Origin of the sequence: Hymenobacter bucti (genome assembly GCF_042681145.1) — a bacterium.
GTDB classification, from domain to species: Bacteria; Bacteroidota; Bacteroidia; order Cytophagales; family Hymenobacteraceae; genus Hymenobacter; species Hymenobacter bucti.
Genome location: NZ_JBHUFD010000006.1, coordinates 290,815 through 309,360 on the forward strand (window position 1 = coordinate 290,815; position 18,546 = coordinate 309,360).

Here is an 18,546-nt window from a genome sequence, read left to right on the forward strand (position 1 = left end):
CGCCCTGGCTACCGACGAAGAAAAGGGGCCCACACAGGTTACAATACATATCGGTGGCACTTCAGAGCAGCGCAAGGCCAACAGCCGTAACACTGCCAAACTGCTAGAATAAGGCCAGCCGGTTAGCAGATGAGTGTTCCCTAAAAATTTTGGCTACTCAGTTACCGGCTTTAGGGTCAGTGATTCAAAGAACGGTTTGCGCTGAGCTTCGTCACTTTTACCACTGTCAGTAGGTATGAGCTGTAGTACATAGGCTCTTTTATCTACAATTAAGCAGCGAGCAAAGAGCAGTATAGACTGCTGATTATCGGGCCCCATAACCTTAGCCGTGAAATCAACCCCGTCGTAGCCACCTAGTTGGAAGGTGGAGCGACCTACTAGTTTTCCGTTTCCGCTACTCAGGAAACTCTCAACAATAGAATCATAGTATTCCTTACGCCGGGCACCTTGAAAGTCCGCACCCAAAGGCGAGGTGAAGATGGTGTAGGTGCCTACGGCATCTTTTGCTGTTAGCATCCTGGCCGGGGCAGGCAAGGCAGTTTCTTGAGGTTGTACCGGGAGCTGCACCGAAACACGATTATCTAAGCTGACTGGAACCCAGGCGAAGGGCCGGAAAGCTAGGAGGGCAAAGCAAAAGACTAGTAGCCCGAATAGAGTAAAGCTGTTTTTCATATGATAAAAGTAAGAACTGGGAGCTGAATACCCTATCGCTCGGCTGTTGGCGAGTAGCAAGCTAAAAGATGAATGTTCCCTAACAATTTCGGCTACCTTAGTGGGCACTACAGCTGCTAACCTATTCGACTTCCTTACCCACCTGTGACTTACCCCGAATTTGCGGCCCGCTGGCAACCCTCCGGCGGTGCCGAGCGAGCCAACTACGGCCTGTTTCTCACCGACCTCTGCGACCTGCTAGGCGTACCCCGCCCCGATGCCACCACCGACAACCCCGCCCAGGATGCCTACGTGCTGGAGCGGGCCGTGACCTTTGATGACGGGGCCAGCAAAAAGAGTACGGGCCGGATTGACCTCTACAAACGCGGCTGCTTTGTGCTGGAAACCAAACAAGGTACCGACACGCCCGACACAGCCAGCAAAACCGAACTAGCCCAGCTAGGCTTGCCCGCCGAAAAACGCCGCAAGGGCCACGCCCAGCGCGGCACCGCCAAGTGGCGGCAAATGATGGAGGCCGCCCGCCAGCAGGCCCTAGGCTACGTGCGGGCGCTGCCGGCCAGCGAGCCCCGGCCCCTGTTTGTAGTGGTGGCCGATGTAGGCTACTGCCTCGACCTGTACAGCAATTTTGCCGGGGTGGGTGATTCGTTCGTACCGTTCCCCGATTCGCAACGGTTCCGGTTGCCGCTGGCTACCCTGGCTAGTGAGGAAACCCGCGCCCAGCTACGGCTACTCTTTCTCGACCCCCGCGAGCTAGACCCCAGCCGCCGCGCCGCTCAAGTTACGCGCAAGCTGGCCGCCCAACTGGCTGCCCTATCGGCTCAGCTAGAGGCCGCCGGCCACAGTTCCGAAGTGGTGGCCGCGTTCCTGATGCGCTGCCTCTTTACCATGTTTGCCGAAGATGTGCGCCTGATTCCGCGAGAGTCGTTTTTAGGCCTGCTAAAGCAGTACGACACCGACGCGCTACGCCAGCACCTACCCGACGCGCTAACTAGCTTGTGGGCCACGATGGACACGGGCGGCTTTGCCCCCACGCTGGCCGCCCGCCTGCCTAGGTTCAACGGGCAGCTATTCCACGGGGCCACGGCCCTACCCCTATCGGCTGCCCAACTCACCTTGCTGCACGAGGCCGCCGCCGCCGACTGGACTACCGTAGAGCCGGCCATTTTTGGCACCCTGCTCGAGCGGGCCCTCAACCCCAAAGAGCGCCACCGCCTAGGGGCCCACTACACCCCGCGCCGCTACGTCGAGCGCCTGGTGCTGCCCACCGTGCTGGAGCCCTTGCGCCGCGAGTGGGCCGCCGCCCAGGCCGCCAGCGCCCAGCGCCAAAACGAGGGCAAAGACAAAGAGGCCCGCGCCGAGCTGGTGAAGTTCCTCAACCGCCTCACGTCGGTTAAAATCCTAGACCCTGCCTGTGGGTCGGGTAATTTCCTGTACGTGACGCTGGAGCACCTGAAACGGCTGGAGGGCGAAGTGCTATCCGCTATCAACGGTTTTGGGCAAACCGGCCTACTCGACCTAGCCGGGGGCACCACCGTAGGCCCGCGCCAACTGCTAGGGCTGGAGCTGAACCCCCGCGCCGCCGCCATTGCCGATGTGGTGCTGCGAATCGGCTACCTGCAATGGCATATCCGCACCCACGGCCTGACCCAAATGCCGGAACCGCTGCTGACCGACGACCACAATATCCGCCAGCAGGATGCCGCCCTGCACCACGGCCCGCCCGTGCCGCGCCTCGATGCCCAGGGCCAGCCCGTTACCCGCTGGGATGGCACCACCCGCCCGCACCCCGTCACGGGCCTAGCCGTGCCCGACGAAACCGCCCGCGCCGTGGTGCTGGACTACCCCAACCCCCGCCCCGCCGAGTGGCCGCAAGCTGATTTCATTGTGGGCAACCCGCCATTTATCGGGGCCAGCCGCCTACGTGACGTGCTAGGCGACGGATACACTGAGGCGCTACGTAAAGCCTACAAAGGACAGGTGCCTGAATCAGCTGATTTTGTGATGTACTACCACGCGGCTCAAACCGTACAAGCTGGCGCTACGGAACGGTTTGGCTTTATTACTACAAACAGCATAAAGCAGGCGTTTAACCGGCGAGTAATGCAGCCCTTTTTGGAAGGTGATACCCCCCCGCTCACCCTCACCTTCGCCATACCTGACCACCCGTGGGTAGATAGTGGCGATGGGGCCGCCGTGCGGATTGCTATAACCGTGGCCGAGCCTACTGGCCCCGCTCCTGAGCTGGGCCGCCTACTAATTCTGCAATCGGAAACCGTGCCTGAAGGCGACGATGAAGCTGATGTGACTTTTACGGAACAACAGGGAGAGATTCTACCGGACTTGTCAATTGGAGCTAAGCTTGATAGTGCAAAGCAGCTCAAAGCAAACTCTGGTTTAGCCAGCACTGGAGTTAAGCTGCACGGAGCAGGATTTATTATTGAACCACAAAAGGCAATTGAATTAGGATTGTATGAAATTCCAGGAATAACTAAGTACCTGCGCCCCTACCGTAATGGCAAAGACCTTGCTGCTAAGCCAAGGAATGTTTACGTTATTGACCTTAACGGACTTATTGAGCATGATGTAGTTAAGATGTTTCCAAAGGTTTACCAGCATGTTTATGAACATGTGAAGCCTGAACGAGACCAAAATCGCGAGGAATCTCGCCGTAAAAACTGGTGGCTTTTTGGACGTTCTAACGAACAAATGCGCCAATCTCTAACCGGCTTAAAACGATACATAGCAACACCTGAAACTTCAAAACATCGCCTGTTTCAATTTTTAGACGCTGAGATTCTTCCCGATAATAAACTAATTGCTATTGCTTTAGAAGATGCCTATTCACTTGGAATTATTTCAAGTAGGATACATACGGTTTGGGCTTTTGCTACTGGCAGTTTCTTAGGTGTTGGCAATGATTCTGTATATGCTAAAAGCCGCACGTTTGACCCGTTCCCGTTTCCCGATGCTACGCCCGCCCAGCAGGCCCGTATCCGCGAGCTAGCCGAAACCATCGACGCGCACCGCAAACGCCAGCAAGCCCAGCACCCCGGCCTCACCCTCACTAACCTCTACAACGTGGTAGAGCAGCTACGCGCCGGCCAGCCCCTCACCCCCAAAGAGCAAGCCACCAATCAGCAGGGCCTAGCCTCGGTGCTGCTGTCCCTGCACCACGACCTCGACGCAGCCGTGGCCGCTGCCTACGGCTGGCCCACCACCCTCCCCGATGCCGAACTGCTAGCCCGCCTCGTAACCCTCAACCACGCCCGCTCCGCTGAGGAGAAGGCCGGCACCGTGCGCTACCTACGCCCCGGCTACCAAGCCCCCGGCCAGCAGCAAACCGCCCTAGCCCTCCCCACCACCGGCCCCGCCGCCGTAGCCGCTGCCGACACCGCCGCCGCCCAGCCGTGGCCCGCCGAGCTAGCCCAGCAAATGCAAGCCGTGCGGGCCGTGGTAGCCCAGGCCGCCGCCCCGGTTACGGCTGCCCAGGTGGCCGCCCGGTTCCGCCGCACCCGTGCCGCCCAGGTGCAGCCGCTACTCACTACCCTCACGGCCCTGTCCCTACTACGCCACCTAGAGCCCGAAAACGCCTACGCGGCCTAGCCTACCGGCCCTGTTAAAATAGCCACCACCGAACCTCACAAAACCTGACATTTTCAGGCTTTACAACCCGACAACTCCGTACATTCTACGTGCTTGAATAAAGCCTTTAAAAGTTGCCCCTAGGCACCTTTTAGAGGCTTTTTGCTGGTGTTATTGCGCCTGTTATTTCGTATCTTCTCTAACGATTTCGGCAACTTTTGCAAACGCTGTACAATCAGGGCCCGCACCCCCAACTTTCCCGATACTACCGACGAAGTAAAAAGCATCTCACTAGCCTACTTGCGCGAGTCTGGCCTGCTACGCCCCGGCTACCACAACACTACGCTAAGCTGGAGCCGCAACGGCAATAATACCGGCCGCATTACGCTGGAGGTGCATATACTGCCCGATAGCGAGCCCTGCATACGGCTCAAATACACTTATGATAAAACCATCGACCTAGACTACTACGTGACGCTGGAGGCGCTGCCCAGCCACGAACACCGCCCCGGCCGCTACCGGATGCACTGTCCTATATCGGGCAAGCCGGCTACGGTGCTCTACCTACACGGGGGCACCGGCTACTTTGCCCACCGCCTAGCCTACCCCGGCCACCGGCTGTACTATGATTCGCAGCTGACCCCGCACCGGCTACGGGCGCTGGTGCGGCCCTTCCTACTTGACCGCAAAGTAGAAGATGCGTACATGAGCAAGGGCAAGAACCGCAAAACCCACTACCGGGGCAAGCCTACCCGCTGGTATGCTCAACTGCAAGCCCTAGAGGCGAAGGCAGACCGCGCTACCTTTGCCGGGGTTGCTAGCCTTGGCTTAGGTGGGCAGTTTGACCCGTTTTTATAACAAGGCAAAAAAACTTTCTAACATTCTTGTAAGAAAGCCTAACCTGGTTGTCCCACAGAAAAAAGCCGTTCAGAAATTTTGTCCCGCAAGCCGTCCCGCAACAAAACAAAACGCCTTATAAATATCTGATTTCAAGGCATTTATAAGGCGTCAGGGTGGGTCCACTTGGGGGCGATGTTCTGCCGGACGCTGCCGGAATATGCTGCTAATTATCTCACAGTGAAACCATAGGCTGGGCAAGAAGCGAAGCAGTCAGCATATTCCAGCACCGACTTTCTTAAAAACCGGGGGCAAGTTTCGGCTTTGCCCCCGGTTTTGCTTTTGCCCCCGCTCAAGTGCTACTTGGTGCTGCCCAGATGCCCAGCGCCACCTCCCAGGCCTCGAGCAGCCGCGGGCCGTAGCGCGCCAGCGTATCGTAGCCGTAGACGCTGGCCGACACGTGGCCCAGGGCAATCTCTTTTAGGCCGCGCCGCGCCCACCCACGGCGGCCGAAAGCACTGTAGCTCGCCTGCGCTACTACGCCGGGGAGTTGGCCACGCTGCTGGAGCCTTTTCGCCAAACCCGCCTTAACGGCCACGAGGAGCTGCGCGTGCTGCTACAAGACGCAGACACGCGCCCAGCCATCGTAACGCAGGTCTCGCGGTTGCGCAGTTGCATCGCCCAAATCCGCCCCACTTACCTCACCTACAAGCGAGAGGTCGATACCTGGCGCGTAGAATGGGACACCGCCACTGCCGAGCGCCAGCACGAGTTACTTCAGGTGCACCTGGCCCAGGTCACCCAAGGCGTACTGACCGGGCTAGTGCTTCTCAGCGAGGAAACCCAGGCCGACGCTGCCCGCATCGTGAGCTTTCTGCCCGATGCCTTCCCGGATACGTCCAACCAGTGGTGGTACACGGCGCCCCTCAACTACTGGCAGCCGCCTGCTAAGCCGGCTGTCGCTACTCCCTATTCCTGATGCTGCGCACCGCCTCCCGAGTTGATGCCAACCAGCCCGCAGGCTATTTCTCTTTCACAAAGACCAGTGTTGAGACGAAGCCCCCTTGGCCACTAAACGTGCTTTTCAAGATATAGCCCTCCTGGTAAAGCTTGGCAGTAGCTTGTTGAATTGCCTCACCAGTGCTGGTTAAGCTCTTGTTATTAATACTGCTGCTCAGGTCTATCCGCTCGTTTCTGCCTGGTCCACGCACGATAACTAGTTGACTTGCATTCGAGCCATCGGCAATTCGCACTACTACCACGTCCGCCCCACCCGTCTGCGCCATTACTGGTTGAGAAGCCAACGCCACTAGGCACGCCCCCAAGAATAAGAGTTTTTTCATGGCCGCGAATATACCCGACAGTACTTCCCAACCCCAGCCCGCACCGCCTCACCGCGATGCGGGCTACGGCGTGGTAGAGCCCACCGATGGCCGTGGGGCTCGGTTCGTGGCCTGGGCCTGCTCGGAGGCCTGCGCCAAGGCGCTCGCCGCCGTGGCCCGCAAGCATGGCCACCGCCCCACCGATGCCAGCCGCTTCATTAAGCAAAGCGAATCGCATTAGCCATTCGCACCATCACCACGCCCTGATTTATAATGCTCCTAATCCCAACGCTTCTAAAGCTATTGCGCCGGGACAGTTATCCCCTCCGACGTTTCCGCTAAGCCCAATCCTGACCGGGCCAGCTGGTAGGCTAAGTTGTCATCCAATGCCTCTAACTCCTGCCTTATCTCTGCTTCTCGCAGCCACAGGATATAAGGCGACTGGGTGTCTTCAGGTGACTTGCTACGCAGCCACTGCAGGAACTTGACAAAAACCTCCATATCGCTGAGCGCTACTCTAGTTAGGCTGTAATCTACGACGTTCAGCAGCATGTATTTATAAACTAAGTACTATTATTTAGTAAAATAAGTATAAATACAAAATCGGGTATAACTACGCATTTAGTGCTACGATACCCTCACTGCCGCGCCCTGCTCATCCGATTCCCCCTTTTATGCCACCCCTGCCGTCCTCTCCCCATGTACATAATACCTACTACCTGCTCTGCTACCCCCATCCTGCCCCGCACCTTCCTGGCCAGCGAGGTGATCAGTGCCGCCGTGCAGGTAGCGCAACTCACGCTCAAGCACCCCAGTTGGCCCAGCTGCCGCGTGCGGGCCGTGGTGGCCCGGAATCTGAATATAAGCACCGTGCAGTTGCGTTATCTACTGCGACAGGCGGCCAAATGACATTGCGTTACGCTTTTGGCACCCCGCGTTTGTGGCCGCCTAAACTGGTCAGGAACTTCGGGCAATGTCCACTGCTGCCAGAAAACCTGCCACCCCCAAGCTCGACGCGAAGCATAAGCGCTTCGTGGGGGCGTTCTGTGGCGACCCGTCTCTGAACGCCACGCGGGCCGCTATTGCTGCCGGCTACAGCGCCAAAACTGCCGCCCAGCAGGCCAGTCGCCTGTTAAGAAATGTTAAGGTGCGCGACGCCATCGAGCAGGCTTTGGCTAAGGCTGCGATGGGCACCGAGGAGATTGCTTCGCACTGGTCGGCCGTGGGTCGCGTGAACCTCTCCGACTTCTTCACTAAAGTGGAATATGAGGAGACCACGAAAGTGCATCGTCCTCTTATTGAATGGATTGCTGAGCTAGAATACCAATACAGCTTTGAGAACCGAGTAGCTTCTCGCCAAGTGCTTGATGAAAAGCAGTTGCTCGCCCACAGTCTGCGCCAGAACGACCGCCGAAACACCATCATCTGGCTACAGGTGGAACTGGAGATGAATCCAGCAGCTACCTATCAGGCAGACGGCCCAGCAGTCAAGCGCCACCGCATGGAGCTTGACCTAGTGAAGGCCGATGAGCTGGGCGTGCTCGACTTAGCCAAGTCCATCAAGCCGACAGCCTTCGGCACCGCCATCGAGTTGCCCGACCGCCTGGCCGCGCTGGAGCGCCTGGCCAAGTGGCAGGGCATGTTTGTCGATAAGGTGGAGCATAGCGGCTCCATGGGCATTGTGTGGGAGGAAGTCAAAACGTATGAGGGGAAGGGGGCTGAAGTCGCATGAGGCTGACCATCAAGCAGACGCTAGCGCTCGACATCCTCGAAGACGCCGCCACCACCGAACTGCTCTATGGGGGCGGGGCTGGCGGTGGCAAGTCTGCTTTGGGTACCTACTGGGTGCTGAAGAACTGCCTCAAGTATGCTGGCTCCCGTGGACTCATCGGCCGGGCGAAACTCAAGAACCTGAAAGAAACCACGCTGCTGACCTTGTTCGAGGTGATGGGTAAGCAAGGCCTCACCACGGCCCACTACAAGTACAATGAGCAGGCGGGGACGGTCAGCTTCTACAATGGTAGTGTCATCTTTCTCAAAGACTTATTTCAGTATCCCAGCGACCAGAACTTCGATAGTCTCGGCTCGATGGAAATCACCTTCGCCTTTGTCGATGAGTGCAACCAGATAGTGGCCAAGGCCTGGGGCATCGTAAAGTCTCGTATTCGCTACCGCCTAGGCTTCTACTGCCACAAGTGCGGCCGCCCAAACCAGCCGGCCGGCGAGCACCCGGGTAACCAAGTACTGAGCTACGATGCCAATGGCGAGGCCAATCAGTGGCACTGCCACAGCTGCGGCTCAGTAACTAAGAGGCTCGTACCGAAGATGCTCGGCAGCTGCAACCCGGCCAAGAACTGGGTCTATGCCACGTTCTATAAGCCGAGCAAAGACGGCACTCTCAAGCCCTATCGGCGCTTTGTGCAATCGCTGCTCTCGGATAACAAGTACACCGCCGCCAGCTACCGCGAGTCGCTGCTCACGCTCGACCGGGCCAGCATCGAGCGCCTGCTACGCGGCAACTGGGAGTACGACGGTGACCCGGCCACGCTCATCAGCTACGACCGCATCTGCGACCTGTTTCCCAACAGCTTCGTGACTACCGGCCAGCCAGCCATCACGGCCGACGTGGCGCGCTTCGGGGCTGATAAAGCCGTGATTGGCCTATGGTCAGGCCTGCGGCTGGTCAACGTCGTGACCATGGATAAAAGCAAACCACTGAGCTGGTGGCCGTCATTCGCGGGCTGGCGCACACCCATAACGTGCCGATGTCGCGCATCGTCATCGACGAAGATGGCGTGGGCGGTGGCGTAGTGGACGCGCTGCCCGGCTCCATCGGTTTTGTCAACCAGTCGCGGGCCATGCCCTCGCTCGAGGAAATCGAGAAGACTCGGCGCGAAGGCCGCAATCCGCAGCCTGAGAACTACGAGAACCTCAAGGCGCAGTGCTACTTCCTGCTAGCTGGCTGCATCAACAGCGCGGGCATGTACGTGTCGGAGCAGGCCACCACGACCGAGCAACGTGAGGCCATCATGCAGGAGTTAGGCGCGGTCAAACAGCATGACATGGACAAGGACGGGAAGCTGCGCATCATCAGCAAGGATGATGTGAAAGAGCTTATCGGCCACTCGCCCGACTACTCCGACATGATGGCCATGCGCATGCGCCTAGAGCTACAGCCGCCACCACCCAAGCCAATTACAACCTACCAATCCTTTCGCCCCGCCTAATGGAATTGTACCTCCAATACACGCCGCAGCCCTTCCCCTGGGGCTGCCAGTACTACGCCCTCTACGCGCTGCTCGGTGACGCGCGCATCCTCGACGACGTGACCGAGTGCAACAGCACCCGCTTTGAAGAGCGGGCGCGCGAGCTAGGCTACCTGTTGCACCGCATCTATGCCGACACCACCTGCACGGTACCCATGCCGTCGGTGCTGTGGGACAATCTATTCGGTGGCCCCGAAGGCGTGGCCCGCCTCGGTGGCTTCGAAGTGCCGTTCATCATTGACACCAACAGCCTCAGGCACAGAGGTGTCTTTCACACTGTCGGCCTGACGATGACGGGCCGTCAGGTGGAGGGCGGCTGCTCCGATGATTGGTACATCAGCTTCCGGGTGTTCGACCCAGGTGCCGCCGGCGAGAAGGTGTTCGACTCGCTGGGCGCCTTCCTCGACTCGCCCTATGGCCGCGTGTACGAGCTCAAGCAGGTCATGCCGCTCCAGCACTTCGACGAGCTATTTCCCAAGCACTTCGGGCCCGATGCGCCCCATGTGCACCCCGAGACGCGCAAGGCGTGGGAGGCCACTCAACTTGAGAAGGAGTCCGCCTAATGCAGACGCTACCCAATATCCTCGACCTACCCACCAGCTGGGGTAAGGTGACCCTAGGGCAGTTTATGCGCCTCACTGAGCTACCCGAGCAGAGTGACGTGTACAACTTCCTCAGCGTGTTTGTGGACCTAAGCCCGCTGGAGGTGATGAATCTACCGTGGCTCTTCGTTAACGAGCAGGTGCTGCCTGTGCTCGACTTCGCCGCCAGCACGGTGCCCGACTTCGAAAGCTTCAAGCTACCAGCTACCCTTACGCTGCCTGGTGTGCTGCATGGCCACGAGTTGCCCGTGCTCACCTCGCTCGACATCATCAGCTTCGGTCAGGCCACGGACCTAGGTGCGGTGCTGCAAGACGCCGCGATGCCCATGATGCAGAAGCGTCTGCGCACGCTGGCCATCGTGTTCTACCCGGCCTATGTCGGTGGCGACTACGACAGCGATGCCATCGAGGACTTTGCCGAGAAGGTGTGCAGCCAGGCTACGCTCGAGGAGGCGCTGCCTATCACTGATTTTTTTTTGAGCAGTACGACCTCATCTGCCGTGGCCACGCCGCCCAGCTCAAGCGCATTCCCCTTAGTGGAGATGAAAAAGCCGCCGGCCTCGAAGCCCTCGTGGCTGAATGGGATGCGCTGGCTGTGGTCAACGCGCTGGCCGCTGGCGACAAAACCCGCTGGCCCTACTTCTTCCGCCTCAGCTGGGGCGAAGTGAACACGATGATTGAGTTCGAGAATCACCAGGCCTATTACCGCTATCAGCTCCACAAGCGTCAGGAGCGCAAGTAGTCCCACCCATGCAAGCGCTCGCCTCCTGCGGTAAAATCTGCCACAAGCCCACCAAGGCCCGCGCCCTGGTGCTGGCCAGCGAGCACTACCGCCGCGCCTACTACTGCCCCACGTGCCAGGCCTGGCACACCACCAGCCAGCCGCTACCCGCCGGCACCGAACCCATTCACTACCGCACCCAAGCCGCCCGCTACGAACGATGAAACTACCCCACGCCATTCTCCAGGCCTGCGCCGAGCAGGTGCTGCCCGGCTGCTTCTACTACCATGGGGAGCAGGAGCTGGCCAACATCGAGCTGGATAAGACCACGGCCGCCATGCGCATCGTGTACCTCGATGACAAGATGCCCTTCCGCTTCAACGTCAATAAGTTTCAGGTGATGACGGGCACTACCTACTCGCGCCTACTGCTACTGCTGATTCCCTCGAAGCTGGCCGACTCGGCCGAGGTGCGCACCCCTAGGGTGGCCGAGATGGTCGATGCCGCCGCGCGCCTGGTGGCGGCCTTGTCGAAGCACCCCGACGTGGCGGCCGTCAAGCTCGTGCGCCCGGCCGATGTGCTCTTCAACCAGTTCGACCGCAACGCCGATGGTGTGGGCCTCTACCTCGACCTCACCCCGAAAGGTGGGCTCAACATCTGCTTACCCGCTGACCAGCCGCAACTATGAGTGATTTCGCCCCCATCCTGGCCCGCGAGATTCGGCAGCTGCACGAAGACGTGCTCGATGCCATGCAGGCTAATGGCCAGCAGGCCACCGGGCGCACGGCCGCGGCTATCCGTGACGAGTCAGGCCCCGAGTACGCTAGCCTCTTTGGCCCGGCCATTGAAGTATGGCGGTTTCGTGGGTGAAGACGGTGACTGCATTATGCTGCTCTACGCTGATGGCAAGGAGCTTGAGCCGACCATTAGAACCATCTCGGCACCCGATGCCAGCAAGTGCTACGCCACCGATGGGAAAATGCTGAAGGCTGATATCCGGGCCGTATTTCAGATTCCCTCGCTGCTCTACGGTGAGGCCACGGCCGGCAAGCTGGGCACCCAGCAGGAGTTCAACGACGCCACGCTCTACGTGCAAAACATGGTGGTCAACACCAACCAGCGCAGCATCGAGCGCACCCTGGTAGCCGTATTCAGCACTTTCCAATGGCCCGACCAACCCGACGCACCGCTCTGCCCGTCGGGTGATTATTCGATTGACAACCTGCGCCTGGCTTCCGTGGTGGAGGGCGCAGACGAAGAAAGCGAAGCCCAGAAAACGCTCAAGGCCTTGAACACCCTCTCGCCCCTAATGGCCAATGGGGTACTCGGCGCCATGAGCCAGCAACAGATACTAGCGCTGGTTGGCCTCCAAGTCGATGGCCCGCCCGCTCCCAAGCCCGCCGCCAATGGAACTGCTGCTACTCAGCAAGGCTGATTTTAAGGACCACGCCGACTTGGCTGAGTCGCTGAAAATGGACCGTTTGCGGCCCCATATCCTGGCTGCCCAGCGCACTCGGCTGCGGCCGCTGCTGCTCGATGCGCTCACCAATGAGCTGCTGCGCCTAGTCGAAGCCGAGCGCAATGCGCCGCTGGCTAGTCCCGCCCCGCTTGTGTTCCCCTGGAGCACGCTGCGTACCAAAGCCGTGGCGGTCGTGGCCTGCGCGACCATGGCGCACTACCTGCCCTTCTCGCAAACCACGGCCACCAGCAACAGCATGGTGCGCAAAACCAGCCAGTACAGCGAGGCCGTCGATACACGCGACCTGGCCCGGCAAGCCAATATCTACGACGGTGACGCGCTCACCTACGAGGTGGCCCTATCCAAATGGCTCAGGGCCAATGGCGCCGAGTTCGGCAGCTTCTATCCGCAGGCCAATTGCTACGATGCGCCGGCCGCCGGCCGCGCCCCGTCCGTCGTGGTGCAGGGCATTCGCCGGCCCGACGACCGCCCAAGTTTCGACCCCTACCGCCGCTAATGTTTTTGCTTACTACTCCTAGGTCTATGTCTACGCTGCTGACCCTCGAACAACGCGCCGAGCGTAGCGCCCGCGCCGGCGCCCGCTACCACACCAATAAGGCGCTCGGCATCAAGCCCGCGCTGCCTAAGCCAAAACATGCCGAGGTGCAGCAGCAACTAGAGACCGCCCGTTGCTTCAATCCGGCGCCAGATAAGCCCGTGAGCGCCGCCGAGCGCTGGCAGCCCACTGCGAACCTAGAGCGACCGCGCTATGAGCAAGCCGCCCCGCAGCCCCCGGTGCCCTGGTTTGCCTACCCCACCGCCAAGCAACGCCGCGAAGCCATTCTGTCCAAGCTAGACCGCGAGCAGCCGCTCCCTACTTACCACCAACGCTAATGCCTTTCCGCGTCATCTTCCGCGAAACCACTAAGCTGCTCGGCTTCCGGGATGGCAGCGATCTGCTGAGCGGTGCTTTCGGCGTGCAACTCTATACCAGCGGCGCGCTCAAAGGCCTGGCTATCGGCGTGGCCGTGACCAGCCTCACGGCTTTTTGCAGCCATTGGATATGGAATCCGCCCAGCGCCATCCTGCTGCTGCTCTTCCTAGACTTGGCCAACGGCCGCTACGGCTACCAGGTGAGCAAGAAACTGAAGGGCATCGGCTTCCAGTGGAGTGAATTCCAGCGCCTGGGCGGCATCATCATGAACACCATCATCGTGATGGCCATCGTGCGCAATGCCATCAATTCCTACTCCTACTACGACTGGATGGCCGACCTGGTGTTCGGTTGGCTCTTCACCACCAAGGCCCGCAAGGTGGTCGAGAAGATGATTGCCCTGCGCGTGCAGGAGGAGGGCGCGGCCAACATTTTCAAGATGGCCTTGACCTGGCTGCTCAGCTCGAAGCTCGGGCCGCTGCTCGTCGACTCGATTCAGGCCAAGCCCAAGCCAGCTACCGACACGCCGCCCGCCGCCGGGGCCGACCCGGCTACCGACCCTACTGCCACTTCCTAACCTCTTTTCTGCAAATGAGACATTACCTATTACTAGGCATCGGCCTGGTCCTAGCCAGTTGCGCCGCCCAAAAAGCACTGCCGCAGTACTCGCCCCAGCAGCAAGCCGCTCAGCGCGAGAGCATCAGCTATTGGCAGCCCGACTCGGCCAAGGCCATCCCGAAGCTTTCGCCAGCCGCCCAGCGCAAGCTCGACGCCCGCCGCCGCCGCGGCCAGGCGCCCGCCCCACTGCTAGCTGACGGTGGCCAGCGTGCGCTCGATAGCGTGGTAGCGGTGCCGCCAACCGGCGCGCAGCCTGGGCGCAGCACGGCGTTCTGGCACAAGCTCAATCCATTTCGGAGCAAGCAGCCAGCCGCGCAACCCCTGACACAGCAGGCCGCAGCTCCTAACATACCGCGCAAGTGTAAGGGGTGCACTTTCAACGTGGTGGCCGGCAACCAGACCAATCAGCAGACTGGCAAGAAGTCCACTGCCGCCCTAGGTGGCGGGGCCACGGCCACTGTCATTGAGAAGAAAGCCGGCCCCACCATCGTGGCCAGCGATAGCTCCACGCAGAACGCGCTCCTACGTGGCGGCAACCTGGCCGCCGTGCGCGGCAACGGCAACACGCTGCCCCAAACGGCGACCACCCAGCATGCCAGCGATTGGAAGGCAGAGCTGGCCAAGCCCGCCGGCCAAGTAGCCGCCACGGCCGTGGGGCTCGCGCTGCTGGCGGGCGCAGGCTACCTCTTCTTTCTGTGGCGCAAAAAGAAGGCCGTCCAAAACCTGGTTTAACTGATGGCGACCAAACTCACCCCCGAACAAATTGCCACAGCGGCCACCGCCGCCGACTTTGAGCCCCGCGCCGTGCGCGCTGTCATTCAGGTAGAAACCGGCGGCTCGGGCTACGATGCCAAGACTGGCTACCTGCTGATTCAATTCGAGCCAGCCTAGTTTAAACGGCTGCTGCCAAAAGCACTGCTGGCCAGCATCACGGAGGCTGGCAAAGCGAAGGAGCCCACACCCGCCCAGCAGGTGTTGCTCCGCGACTGGCGCATCACCCAGGCTAACCTCGTCGAGGGCCAGCCCCGTGAGCGCCTGGCCTTCGACGCTGCTACCCGCCTCGATGCGCACGCGGCGCTACTGGCCACCAGCTGGGGCCTGCCGCAGATGATGGGCTTCAATGCGCAGGCCTGTGGCTACCCCACCGTTGAGGCGATGGTCGAAGCCTTCCGCGTGTCGGAGGCCAACCATGTGACGGCCATGCTGCGCTTCATCAAGAGCAAGCCGGCGATGGCCGGGGCGCTGAAGAAAAAGGAGTGGGGCGTACTCGCCTACTACTACAACGGCCCAGCTTACAAGCAATTCAATTACGATAAGCGGCTCGCTACTGCTTACGCTCAGCTTACCTAACCTCTTTTCTGCCATGACCAAGTACCTAATCACCGCCGCCGCCTGGGCAGCCCTGAGCTACCCCATCTACCGCTTCATCGGCCCAATGGCCGTCATCATTTACGGCGTCGTGTCGCTCACATGCCTGCTGGTGTGGGCGGGCACGCGCAAAGAATAAGCGGCAGCATCCTGCCCATTTTCTTACTAAAAGCTAATTCATGTTGTACGATATGGAGAATCCGGCATTATCCTGCCTCTACTGGCCGGCCGCCGTGCTGCTGCTGGCCCTGGCTCACGTCGCCAAAGCGGCGGTCGATACGCTCACCCACCAAGCCGGTAACGACATCTTCGAGCGCCTAGGGCCGTGGTTCGACGCCCGCACCTCCTGGCTCAATAAGTATAAAGCTGGGAGTTGGGAGTTAGGAACTCCAGTACCGCGCTTCCTAGGCAGCACCACGGTGTTTGCCTTCGTCACCGACTTCTGGCACGCGGCCGATATGGTGTACCTCACCAGCTACGCGGCGGGCGCGGGCCTGCTCGGCATCCTAGTGGTCACCAGCAGCGGCTGGGTTGTGGCTGCTGGCGCTGGCTGGCGTGAAGGCCGGCGGCGGGGCGGTGTTCCAGGTGTGCTACCGGCTGTTTCGGGTGAAGTAGTACCTTGGCATGCCGGCCGCTGGCGAAGCCGATTGAGAAACCAGAGACATGAAAAAGCCCCGGCCTTGCGGTCGGGGCTTTTTAGTTAACCACTCAAAATCAACTCATCAAAACCGACGGCGCGGCTTACTAGAGCACAGCTTAATAAAAGAATGTTAGTGTAAAAGGTAAATATATAATTAATATATTATATATTTACTTCATAAAAAATTCATTCTGCCTCTTGGCGGCTTTGGCTATCTCTCAGTCAGCACATGCGCAGTCTATTTATAGGAGCCCCAACTACCCCTATAAAATAGAGACGCCTAAGTATTTCACTTCTACGTTCAAAAGAGATGTTGGCATTGATTACATGGCCAGCCAGGAGGGCAATCAATAGGTGTGTGGGTCAAAAGTTCGCCATCAATACCTAGTGATGCAGACGCCTCCGCATTTGAAGAGCGCACTGATAGTCAATTGCTGGAAATGTTTCCTTCTAAATTCGGTAGGGCTCGCATATTTAAGAGAAACCTTGCTTACATCAACGGCAAAAGTTTTTATTACATAGTTGCAGAATATGCTAGCTCAGCTATGCGAATAGAGTATTACGCCCATTTTAAGCTAGGTCGTATTTATGCTGTCATGATGGTTTGCGGCACTGATGAGATAGTTTACTACCGACCAATTTTCAGAAAAGTCATAGAATCTTTTCAATTTGTAAATTGAAGACTCCAAGTAATAGCTAACGGCTTGAGGCATGTAGCCCTATCTCTACATAAAAAAGCCCCGACCTTACCAGTTGGGGCTTTTTCATATACACTATTTGTCGTTTTGTGTACGCTTTGCGCCGATATGCACACGGGGCGCACCCATTTCTGAAACCACGGCCCTCACTGCTCACCATCACACCAGTCCCCGTGGGCGCGCCCACGAGTGCCACCAGTACCTGGCCGTCGTCATACAGCACGCTCGGGTAGCGCTCATCGATGCTAAGCCAGCGTATTTATTGATTGTTGACTACGGTTTTTAATTCTCAGATATAAAAAACAGGGGACAATACCGGAGGCGAAAAATAAAAAACGGCCTTTACGCTATCGTAAAGGCCGTTTCAGTGGGCCCACTTGGAATCGAACTTTCTATTCCTCCCCGACAAAGACTTAGCAAAAGTAGCCTAATTCAACAGAAAAGGCACTTTTCAAAAAGTAACTAGTCGGTATTTATCTGCATAAGTAGGTCTAAATCGCCTAAACTGTCCGATATACTGTCCGACATCGGACAGCTCTGGTGTAGCTTAGCAGTGGCAACACCTACTCGACACGATGGCTAAAGTTTCCTTTCTACTCTACGCTCCAGGCGCAGATAAACCGACTCCCATTTTTGCTTCCATTTCCTTCGACGGACAGCGGCACCGGCTGTATACGGGACTAAGCATTCTTCCTAGTAAGTGGCTGAAAGCCGACCAGCGGGCCCAAGTACGCGGCCGGGGCAATGAGTTGAATGGGAATATAAATGACGCGCTCGAGGTCGCCGAAGCGGCGCTACTGGCCTGCTACAGCCAGCACCGCGCGACTGGCATGCTACCTACTGCCGCCCACCTCAAGGAAGCCATAACCCCTGCCCCACTCGAGCCGGAGGTTATCCCCACTACCACCAAGCTTGACTTTCTCGGCATCTTCACCGAGTGGATAGCTGGCCGCGCCCTGACGCATACGCCGAACACGCTACGCACCTACCGCACCACGCTACGGCACCTGCGCGACTTCCAAACCCTGAGTAAACAGCCCGTCGCCTTCGACACGGTAGGCAGTGCCTTCTCCCAGCGCTTGGCGGAATACCTCCTCACCAAGCGCCAGCTGCGTGACACTGCAGTACGCAAAAACCTGGTTATCCTGAAGTGCTTTCTTGCCTGGGCGTTGGAGCAGGGCCATCCCGTACGGCCCGACTTCAAGAAGATAAGCTGGCAGCGCCGGGAGCCCGATATCTTAACCCTCACCCGCGGCGAGGTCCATGCGCTTGCTTCACTCGACCTAAGCCAACGAAACACGCTTGATAATGCGCGCGCCTTATTCATGCTAGGAGTGTATACCGGCCTACGCTTTTCAGATGTGGCTGCTTTACGACCGGAGCACATCCAAGCCGACCGTCTGCGCCTTACCACGCAAAAAACGCGTGATACGCTTACCCTACCCATCCGGCCTGAAGCTCGTCCGCTGCTGGCTCGGGTGACGGCTGGCACATTACGACCTCTACCTAATCAGACCTTGAATCGCTACTTAAAGGAGCTAGCCGCCCTAGCAGGCATTGATACGCTCACCGAACGTACGCACTATGCCGGCGGCAAACGCCATACCCAGACGGCCCCGAAGTACGAGTTTGTAACGACGCACACAGCTCGGCGCACTTTTGTCACCTTAGCCCTAGAGGACGGGCTACGGCCAGAATTGCTCATGAAAATAACTGGCCACAAGGATTTGAAAACATTTAGCCGCTACGTCAACGTAACGGAGGATACCGTTCTTAATGAATTTGCGCGGGTCTACCAATAAACTCACGGTAATTTAGAAAAGTAAT

The 18,546-nt window shown here is 58.7% G+C and carries 26 protein-coding genes; 23 read left to right on the forward strand and 3 right to left on the reverse strand.

What is annotated here, in order from left to right; translation table 11 throughout:
* Window positions 1-153: 153 nt before the first annotated feature.
* Window positions 154-672, reverse strand: coding sequence for a hypothetical protein (locus ACFSDX_RS17575; protein ID WP_382315899.1), 519 nt, complete (start codon window positions 670-672; stop codon window positions 154-156).
* A 144-nt stretch (window positions 673-816) separates the two neighbouring features.
* Between ACFSDX_RS17575 and ACFSDX_RS17580 the strand changes: the two genes are divergently transcribed.
* From ACFSDX_RS17580 to ACFSDX_RS17590, 3 genes are all read left to right on the forward strand, one after another.
* Entirely contained in the window at window positions 817-4,275 is a 3,459-nt protein-coding gene (locus ACFSDX_RS17580) for a class I SAM-dependent DNA methyltransferase (protein ID WP_382315901.1), read from the forward strand.
* A 279-nt stretch (window positions 4,276-4,554) separates the two neighbouring features.
* Window positions 4,555-5,112 (forward strand): hypothetical protein, encoded by a 558-nt coding sequence (locus ACFSDX_RS17585; RefSeq protein WP_382315903.1) that lies wholly within the window; start codon window positions 4,555-4,557, stop codon window positions 5,110-5,112.
* Between the two features lie 529 nt (window positions 5,113-5,641).
* Window positions 5,642-6,070 carry a hypothetical protein gene (locus ACFSDX_RS17590; protein ID WP_382315905.1) on the forward strand — a complete coding sequence of 143 codons (429 nt, stop codon included), beginning with the start codon at window positions 5,642-5,644 and terminating at the stop codon, window positions 6,068-6,070.
* 43 nt (window positions 6,071-6,113) lie between these two features.
* Here ACFSDX_RS17590 and ACFSDX_RS17595 read toward each other — a convergent pair whose 3' ends face one another.
* The gene (locus ACFSDX_RS17595) at window positions 6,114-6,434 is read right to left on the reverse strand and encodes a hypothetical protein (protein WP_382315907.1); all 321 of its coding nucleotides are present in this window, start codon (window positions 6,432-6,434) and stop codon (window positions 6,114-6,116) included.
* On the opposite strand from ACFSDX_RS17595, the gene ACFSDX_RS17600 reads away from it, so the two are divergent.
* A complete protein-coding gene (locus ACFSDX_RS17600; protein WP_382315909.1) occupies window positions 6,433-6,654 on the forward strand; it encodes a hypothetical protein in 222 nt (73 codons plus the stop codon). The two genes, ACFSDX_RS17595 and ACFSDX_RS17600, sit on opposite strands and share 2 nt — an antisense overlap.
* 59 nt (window positions 6,655-6,713) lie before the next feature.
* On the opposite strand, the gene ACFSDX_RS17605 is transcribed toward ACFSDX_RS17600, so the two are convergent.
* The gene (locus ACFSDX_RS17605) at window positions 6,714-6,965 is read right to left on the reverse strand and encodes a hypothetical protein (RefSeq protein WP_382315911.1); all 252 of its coding nucleotides are present in this window, start codon (window positions 6,963-6,965) and stop codon (window positions 6,714-6,716) included.
* Window positions 6,966-7,112: 147 nt separating this feature from the next.
* Between ACFSDX_RS17605 and ACFSDX_RS17610 the strand changes: the two genes are divergently transcribed.
* From ACFSDX_RS17610 to ACFSDX_RS17700, 19 genes are all read left to right on the forward strand, one after another.
* Window positions 7,113-7,322: a hypothetical protein gene (locus ACFSDX_RS17610; RefSeq protein ID WP_382315913.1), complete on the forward strand. Its 210-nt coding sequence runs from the start codon at window positions 7,113-7,115 to the stop codon at window positions 7,320-7,322.
* A gap of 64 nt (window positions 7,323-7,386) precedes the next feature.
* Window positions 7,387-8,145, forward strand: coding sequence for a terminase small subunit (locus ACFSDX_RS17615; RefSeq protein WP_382315915.1), 759 nt, complete (start codon window positions 7,387-7,389; stop codon window positions 8,143-8,145).
* Window positions 8,142-9,224: a hypothetical protein gene (locus tag ACFSDX_RS17620; protein WP_382315917.1), complete on the forward strand. Its 1,083-nt coding sequence runs from the start codon at window positions 8,142-8,144 to the stop codon at window positions 9,222-9,224. The genes ACFSDX_RS17615 and ACFSDX_RS17620 overlap by 4 nt, the downstream gene beginning before the upstream one ends.
* Window positions 9,179-9,640 carry a hypothetical protein gene (locus ACFSDX_RS17625; protein WP_382315919.1) on the forward strand — a complete coding sequence of 154 codons (462 nt, stop codon included), beginning with the start codon at window positions 9,179-9,181 and terminating at the stop codon, window positions 9,638-9,640. The genes ACFSDX_RS17620 and ACFSDX_RS17625 overlap by 46 nt, the downstream gene beginning before the upstream one ends.
* Window positions 9,640-10,242 (forward strand): hypothetical protein, encoded by a 603-nt coding sequence (locus tag ACFSDX_RS17630; protein WP_382315921.1) that lies wholly within the window; start codon window positions 9,640-9,642, stop codon window positions 10,240-10,242. The genes ACFSDX_RS17625 and ACFSDX_RS17630 overlap by 1 nt, the downstream gene beginning before the upstream one ends.
* Window positions 10,242-10,949, forward strand: a complete 708-nt coding sequence (locus ACFSDX_RS17635) for a hypothetical protein (protein ID WP_382315923.1) — start codon at window positions 10,242-10,244, stop codon at window positions 10,947-10,949. The genes ACFSDX_RS17630 and ACFSDX_RS17635 overlap by 1 nt, the downstream gene beginning before the upstream one ends.
* Before the next feature lie 82 nt (window positions 10,950-11,031).
* Window positions 11,032-11,226 carry a hypothetical protein gene (locus tag ACFSDX_RS17640; RefSeq protein ID WP_382315925.1) on the forward strand — a complete coding sequence of 65 codons (195 nt, stop codon included), beginning with the start codon at window positions 11,032-11,034 and terminating at the stop codon, window positions 11,224-11,226.
* The gene (locus tag ACFSDX_RS17645; RefSeq protein WP_382315927.1) at window positions 11,223-11,690 is read left to right on the forward strand and encodes a hypothetical protein; all 468 of its coding nucleotides are present in this window, start codon (window positions 11,223-11,225) and stop codon (window positions 11,688-11,690) included. Before ACFSDX_RS17640 ends, ACFSDX_RS17645 begins: the two co-directional genes overlap by 4 nt.
* Window positions 11,687-11,872: a hypothetical protein gene (locus ACFSDX_RS17650; protein ID WP_382315928.1), complete on the forward strand. Its 186-nt coding sequence runs from the start codon at window positions 11,687-11,689 to the stop codon at window positions 11,870-11,872. Before ACFSDX_RS17645 ends, ACFSDX_RS17650 begins: the two co-directional genes overlap by 4 nt.
* Before the next feature lie 16 nt (window positions 11,873-11,888).
* Window positions 11,889-12,437, forward strand: coding sequence for a hypothetical protein (locus tag ACFSDX_RS17655; protein ID WP_382315929.1), 549 nt, complete (start codon window positions 11,889-11,891; stop codon window positions 12,435-12,437).
* Window positions 12,409-12,978 carry a DUF6712 family protein gene (locus tag ACFSDX_RS17660; protein ID WP_382315930.1) on the forward strand — a complete coding sequence of 190 codons (570 nt, stop codon included), beginning with the start codon at window positions 12,409-12,411 and terminating at the stop codon, window positions 12,976-12,978. The genes ACFSDX_RS17655 and ACFSDX_RS17660 overlap by 29 nt, the downstream gene beginning before the upstream one ends.
* Window positions 12,979-13,004: 26 nt before the next feature.
* The gene (locus ACFSDX_RS17665; RefSeq protein WP_382315932.1) at window positions 13,005-13,355 is read left to right on the forward strand and encodes a hypothetical protein; all 351 of its coding nucleotides are present in this window, start codon (window positions 13,005-13,007) and stop codon (window positions 13,353-13,355) included.
* The gene (locus tag ACFSDX_RS17670) at window positions 13,355-13,972 is read left to right on the forward strand and encodes a hypothetical protein (RefSeq protein WP_382315934.1); all 618 of its coding nucleotides are present in this window, start codon (window positions 13,355-13,357) and stop codon (window positions 13,970-13,972) included. Before ACFSDX_RS17665 ends, ACFSDX_RS17670 begins: the two co-directional genes overlap by 1 nt.
* A 14-nt stretch (window positions 13,973-13,986) precedes the next feature.
* Window positions 13,987-14,745 carry an LPXTG cell wall anchor domain-containing protein gene (locus ACFSDX_RS17675; RefSeq protein ID WP_382315936.1) on the forward strand — a complete coding sequence of 253 codons (759 nt, stop codon included), beginning with the start codon at window positions 13,987-13,989 and terminating at the stop codon, window positions 14,743-14,745.
* A 3-nt stretch (window positions 14,746-14,748) separates the two neighbouring features.
* Complete coding sequence (locus tag ACFSDX_RS17680) at window positions 14,749-14,904, forward strand: hypothetical protein (protein WP_382315938.1); 156 nt, start codon at window positions 14,749-14,751, stop codon at window positions 14,902-14,904.
* An 81-nt stretch (window positions 14,905-14,985) separates the two neighbouring features.
* Window positions 14,986-15,363, forward strand: a complete 378-nt coding sequence (locus ACFSDX_RS17685; protein ID WP_382315940.1) for an N-acetylmuramidase domain-containing protein — start codon at window positions 14,986-14,988, stop codon at window positions 15,361-15,363.
* A gap of 13 nt (window positions 15,364-15,376) precedes the next feature.
* Window positions 15,377-15,520 (forward strand): hypothetical protein, encoded by a 144-nt coding sequence (locus ACFSDX_RS17690; RefSeq protein ID WP_382315942.1) that lies wholly within the window; start codon window positions 15,377-15,379, stop codon window positions 15,518-15,520.
* Between the two features lie 40 nt (window positions 15,521-15,560).
* On the forward strand, window positions 15,561-16,085 hold the full coding sequence (locus ACFSDX_RS17695) for a hypothetical protein (RefSeq protein WP_382315944.1): 525 nt from the start codon (window positions 15,561-15,563) through the stop codon (window positions 16,083-16,085).
* A gap of 1,209 nt (window positions 16,086-17,294) precedes the next feature.
* Window positions 17,295-18,521 (forward strand): site-specific integrase, encoded by a 1,227-nt coding sequence (locus ACFSDX_RS17700; RefSeq protein WP_382315946.1) that lies wholly within the window; start codon window positions 17,295-17,297, stop codon window positions 18,519-18,521.
* Window positions 18,522-18,546 lie beyond the last annotated feature (25 nt).

Coding starts and splice junctions, on each gene's coding strand:
- ACFSDX_RS17575 (WP_382315899.1), bottom strand. CDS start 672: ATGAAAAACAGCTTTACTCTATTCGGGCTACTAGTCTTTTGCTTTGCC.
- ACFSDX_RS17600 (WP_382315909.1), top strand. CDS start 6,433: ATGGCCGCGAATATACCCGACAGTACTTCCCAACCCCAGCCCGCACCG.
- ACFSDX_RS17595 (WP_382315907.1), bottom strand. CDS start 6,434: ATGAAAAAACTCTTATTCTTGGGGGCGTGCCTAGTGGCGTTGGCTTCT.
- ACFSDX_RS17605 (WP_382315911.1), bottom strand. CDS start 6,965: ATGCTGCTGAACGTCGTAGATTACAGCCTAACTAGAGTAGCGCTCAGC.
- ACFSDX_RS17610 (WP_382315913.1), top strand. CDS start 7,113: ATGTACATAATACCTACTACCTGCTCTGCTACCCCCATCCTGCCCCGC.
- ACFSDX_RS17615 (WP_382315915.1), top strand. CDS start 7,387: ATGTCCACTGCTGCCAGAAAACCTGCCACCCCCAAGCTCGACGCGAAG.
- ACFSDX_RS17620 (WP_382315917.1), top strand. CDS start 8,142: ATGAGGCTGACCATCAAGCAGACGCTAGCGCTCGACATCCTCGAAGAC.
- ACFSDX_RS17625 (WP_382315919.1), top strand. CDS start 9,179: ATGTCGCGCATCGTCATCGACGAAGATGGCGTGGGCGGTGGCGTAGTG.
- ACFSDX_RS17630 (WP_382315921.1), top strand. CDS start 9,640: ATGGAATTGTACCTCCAATACACGCCGCAGCCCTTCCCCTGGGGCTGC.
- ACFSDX_RS17635 (WP_382315923.1), top strand. CDS start 10,242: ATGCAGACGCTACCCAATATCCTCGACCTACCCACCAGCTGGGGTAAG.
- ACFSDX_RS17640 (WP_382315925.1), top strand. CDS start 11,032: ATGCAAGCGCTCGCCTCCTGCGGTAAAATCTGCCACAAGCCCACCAAG.
- ACFSDX_RS17645 (WP_382315927.1), top strand. CDS start 11,223: ATGAAACTACCCCACGCCATTCTCCAGGCCTGCGCCGAGCAGGTGCTG.
- ACFSDX_RS17650 (WP_382315928.1), top strand. CDS start 11,687: ATGAGTGATTTCGCCCCCATCCTGGCCCGCGAGATTCGGCAGCTGCAC.
- ACFSDX_RS17655 (WP_382315929.1), top strand. CDS start 11,889: ATGCTGCTCTACGCTGATGGCAAGGAGCTTGAGCCGACCATTAGAACC.
- ACFSDX_RS17660 (WP_382315930.1), top strand. CDS start 12,409: ATGGAACTGCTGCTACTCAGCAAGGCTGATTTTAAGGACCACGCCGAC.
- ACFSDX_RS17665 (WP_382315932.1), top strand. CDS start 13,005: ATGTCTACGCTGCTGACCCTCGAACAACGCGCCGAGCGTAGCGCCCGC.
- ACFSDX_RS17670 (WP_382315934.1), top strand. CDS start 13,355: ATGCCTTTCCGCGTCATCTTCCGCGAAACCACTAAGCTGCTCGGCTTC.
- ACFSDX_RS17675 (WP_382315936.1), top strand. CDS start 13,987: ATGAGACATTACCTATTACTAGGCATCGGCCTGGTCCTAGCCAGTTGC.
- ACFSDX_RS17680 (WP_382315938.1), top strand. CDS start 14,749: ATGGCGACCAAACTCACCCCCGAACAAATTGCCACAGCGGCCACCGCC.
- ACFSDX_RS17690 (WP_382315942.1), top strand. CDS start 15,377: ATGACCAAGTACCTAATCACCGCCGCCGCCTGGGCAGCCCTGAGCTAC.
- ACFSDX_RS17695 (WP_382315944.1), top strand. CDS start 15,561: ATGTTGTACGATATGGAGAATCCGGCATTATCCTGCCTCTACTGGCCG.
- ACFSDX_RS17700 (WP_382315946.1), top strand. CDS start 17,295: ATGGCTAAAGTTTCCTTTCTACTCTACGCTCCAGGCGCAGATAAACCG.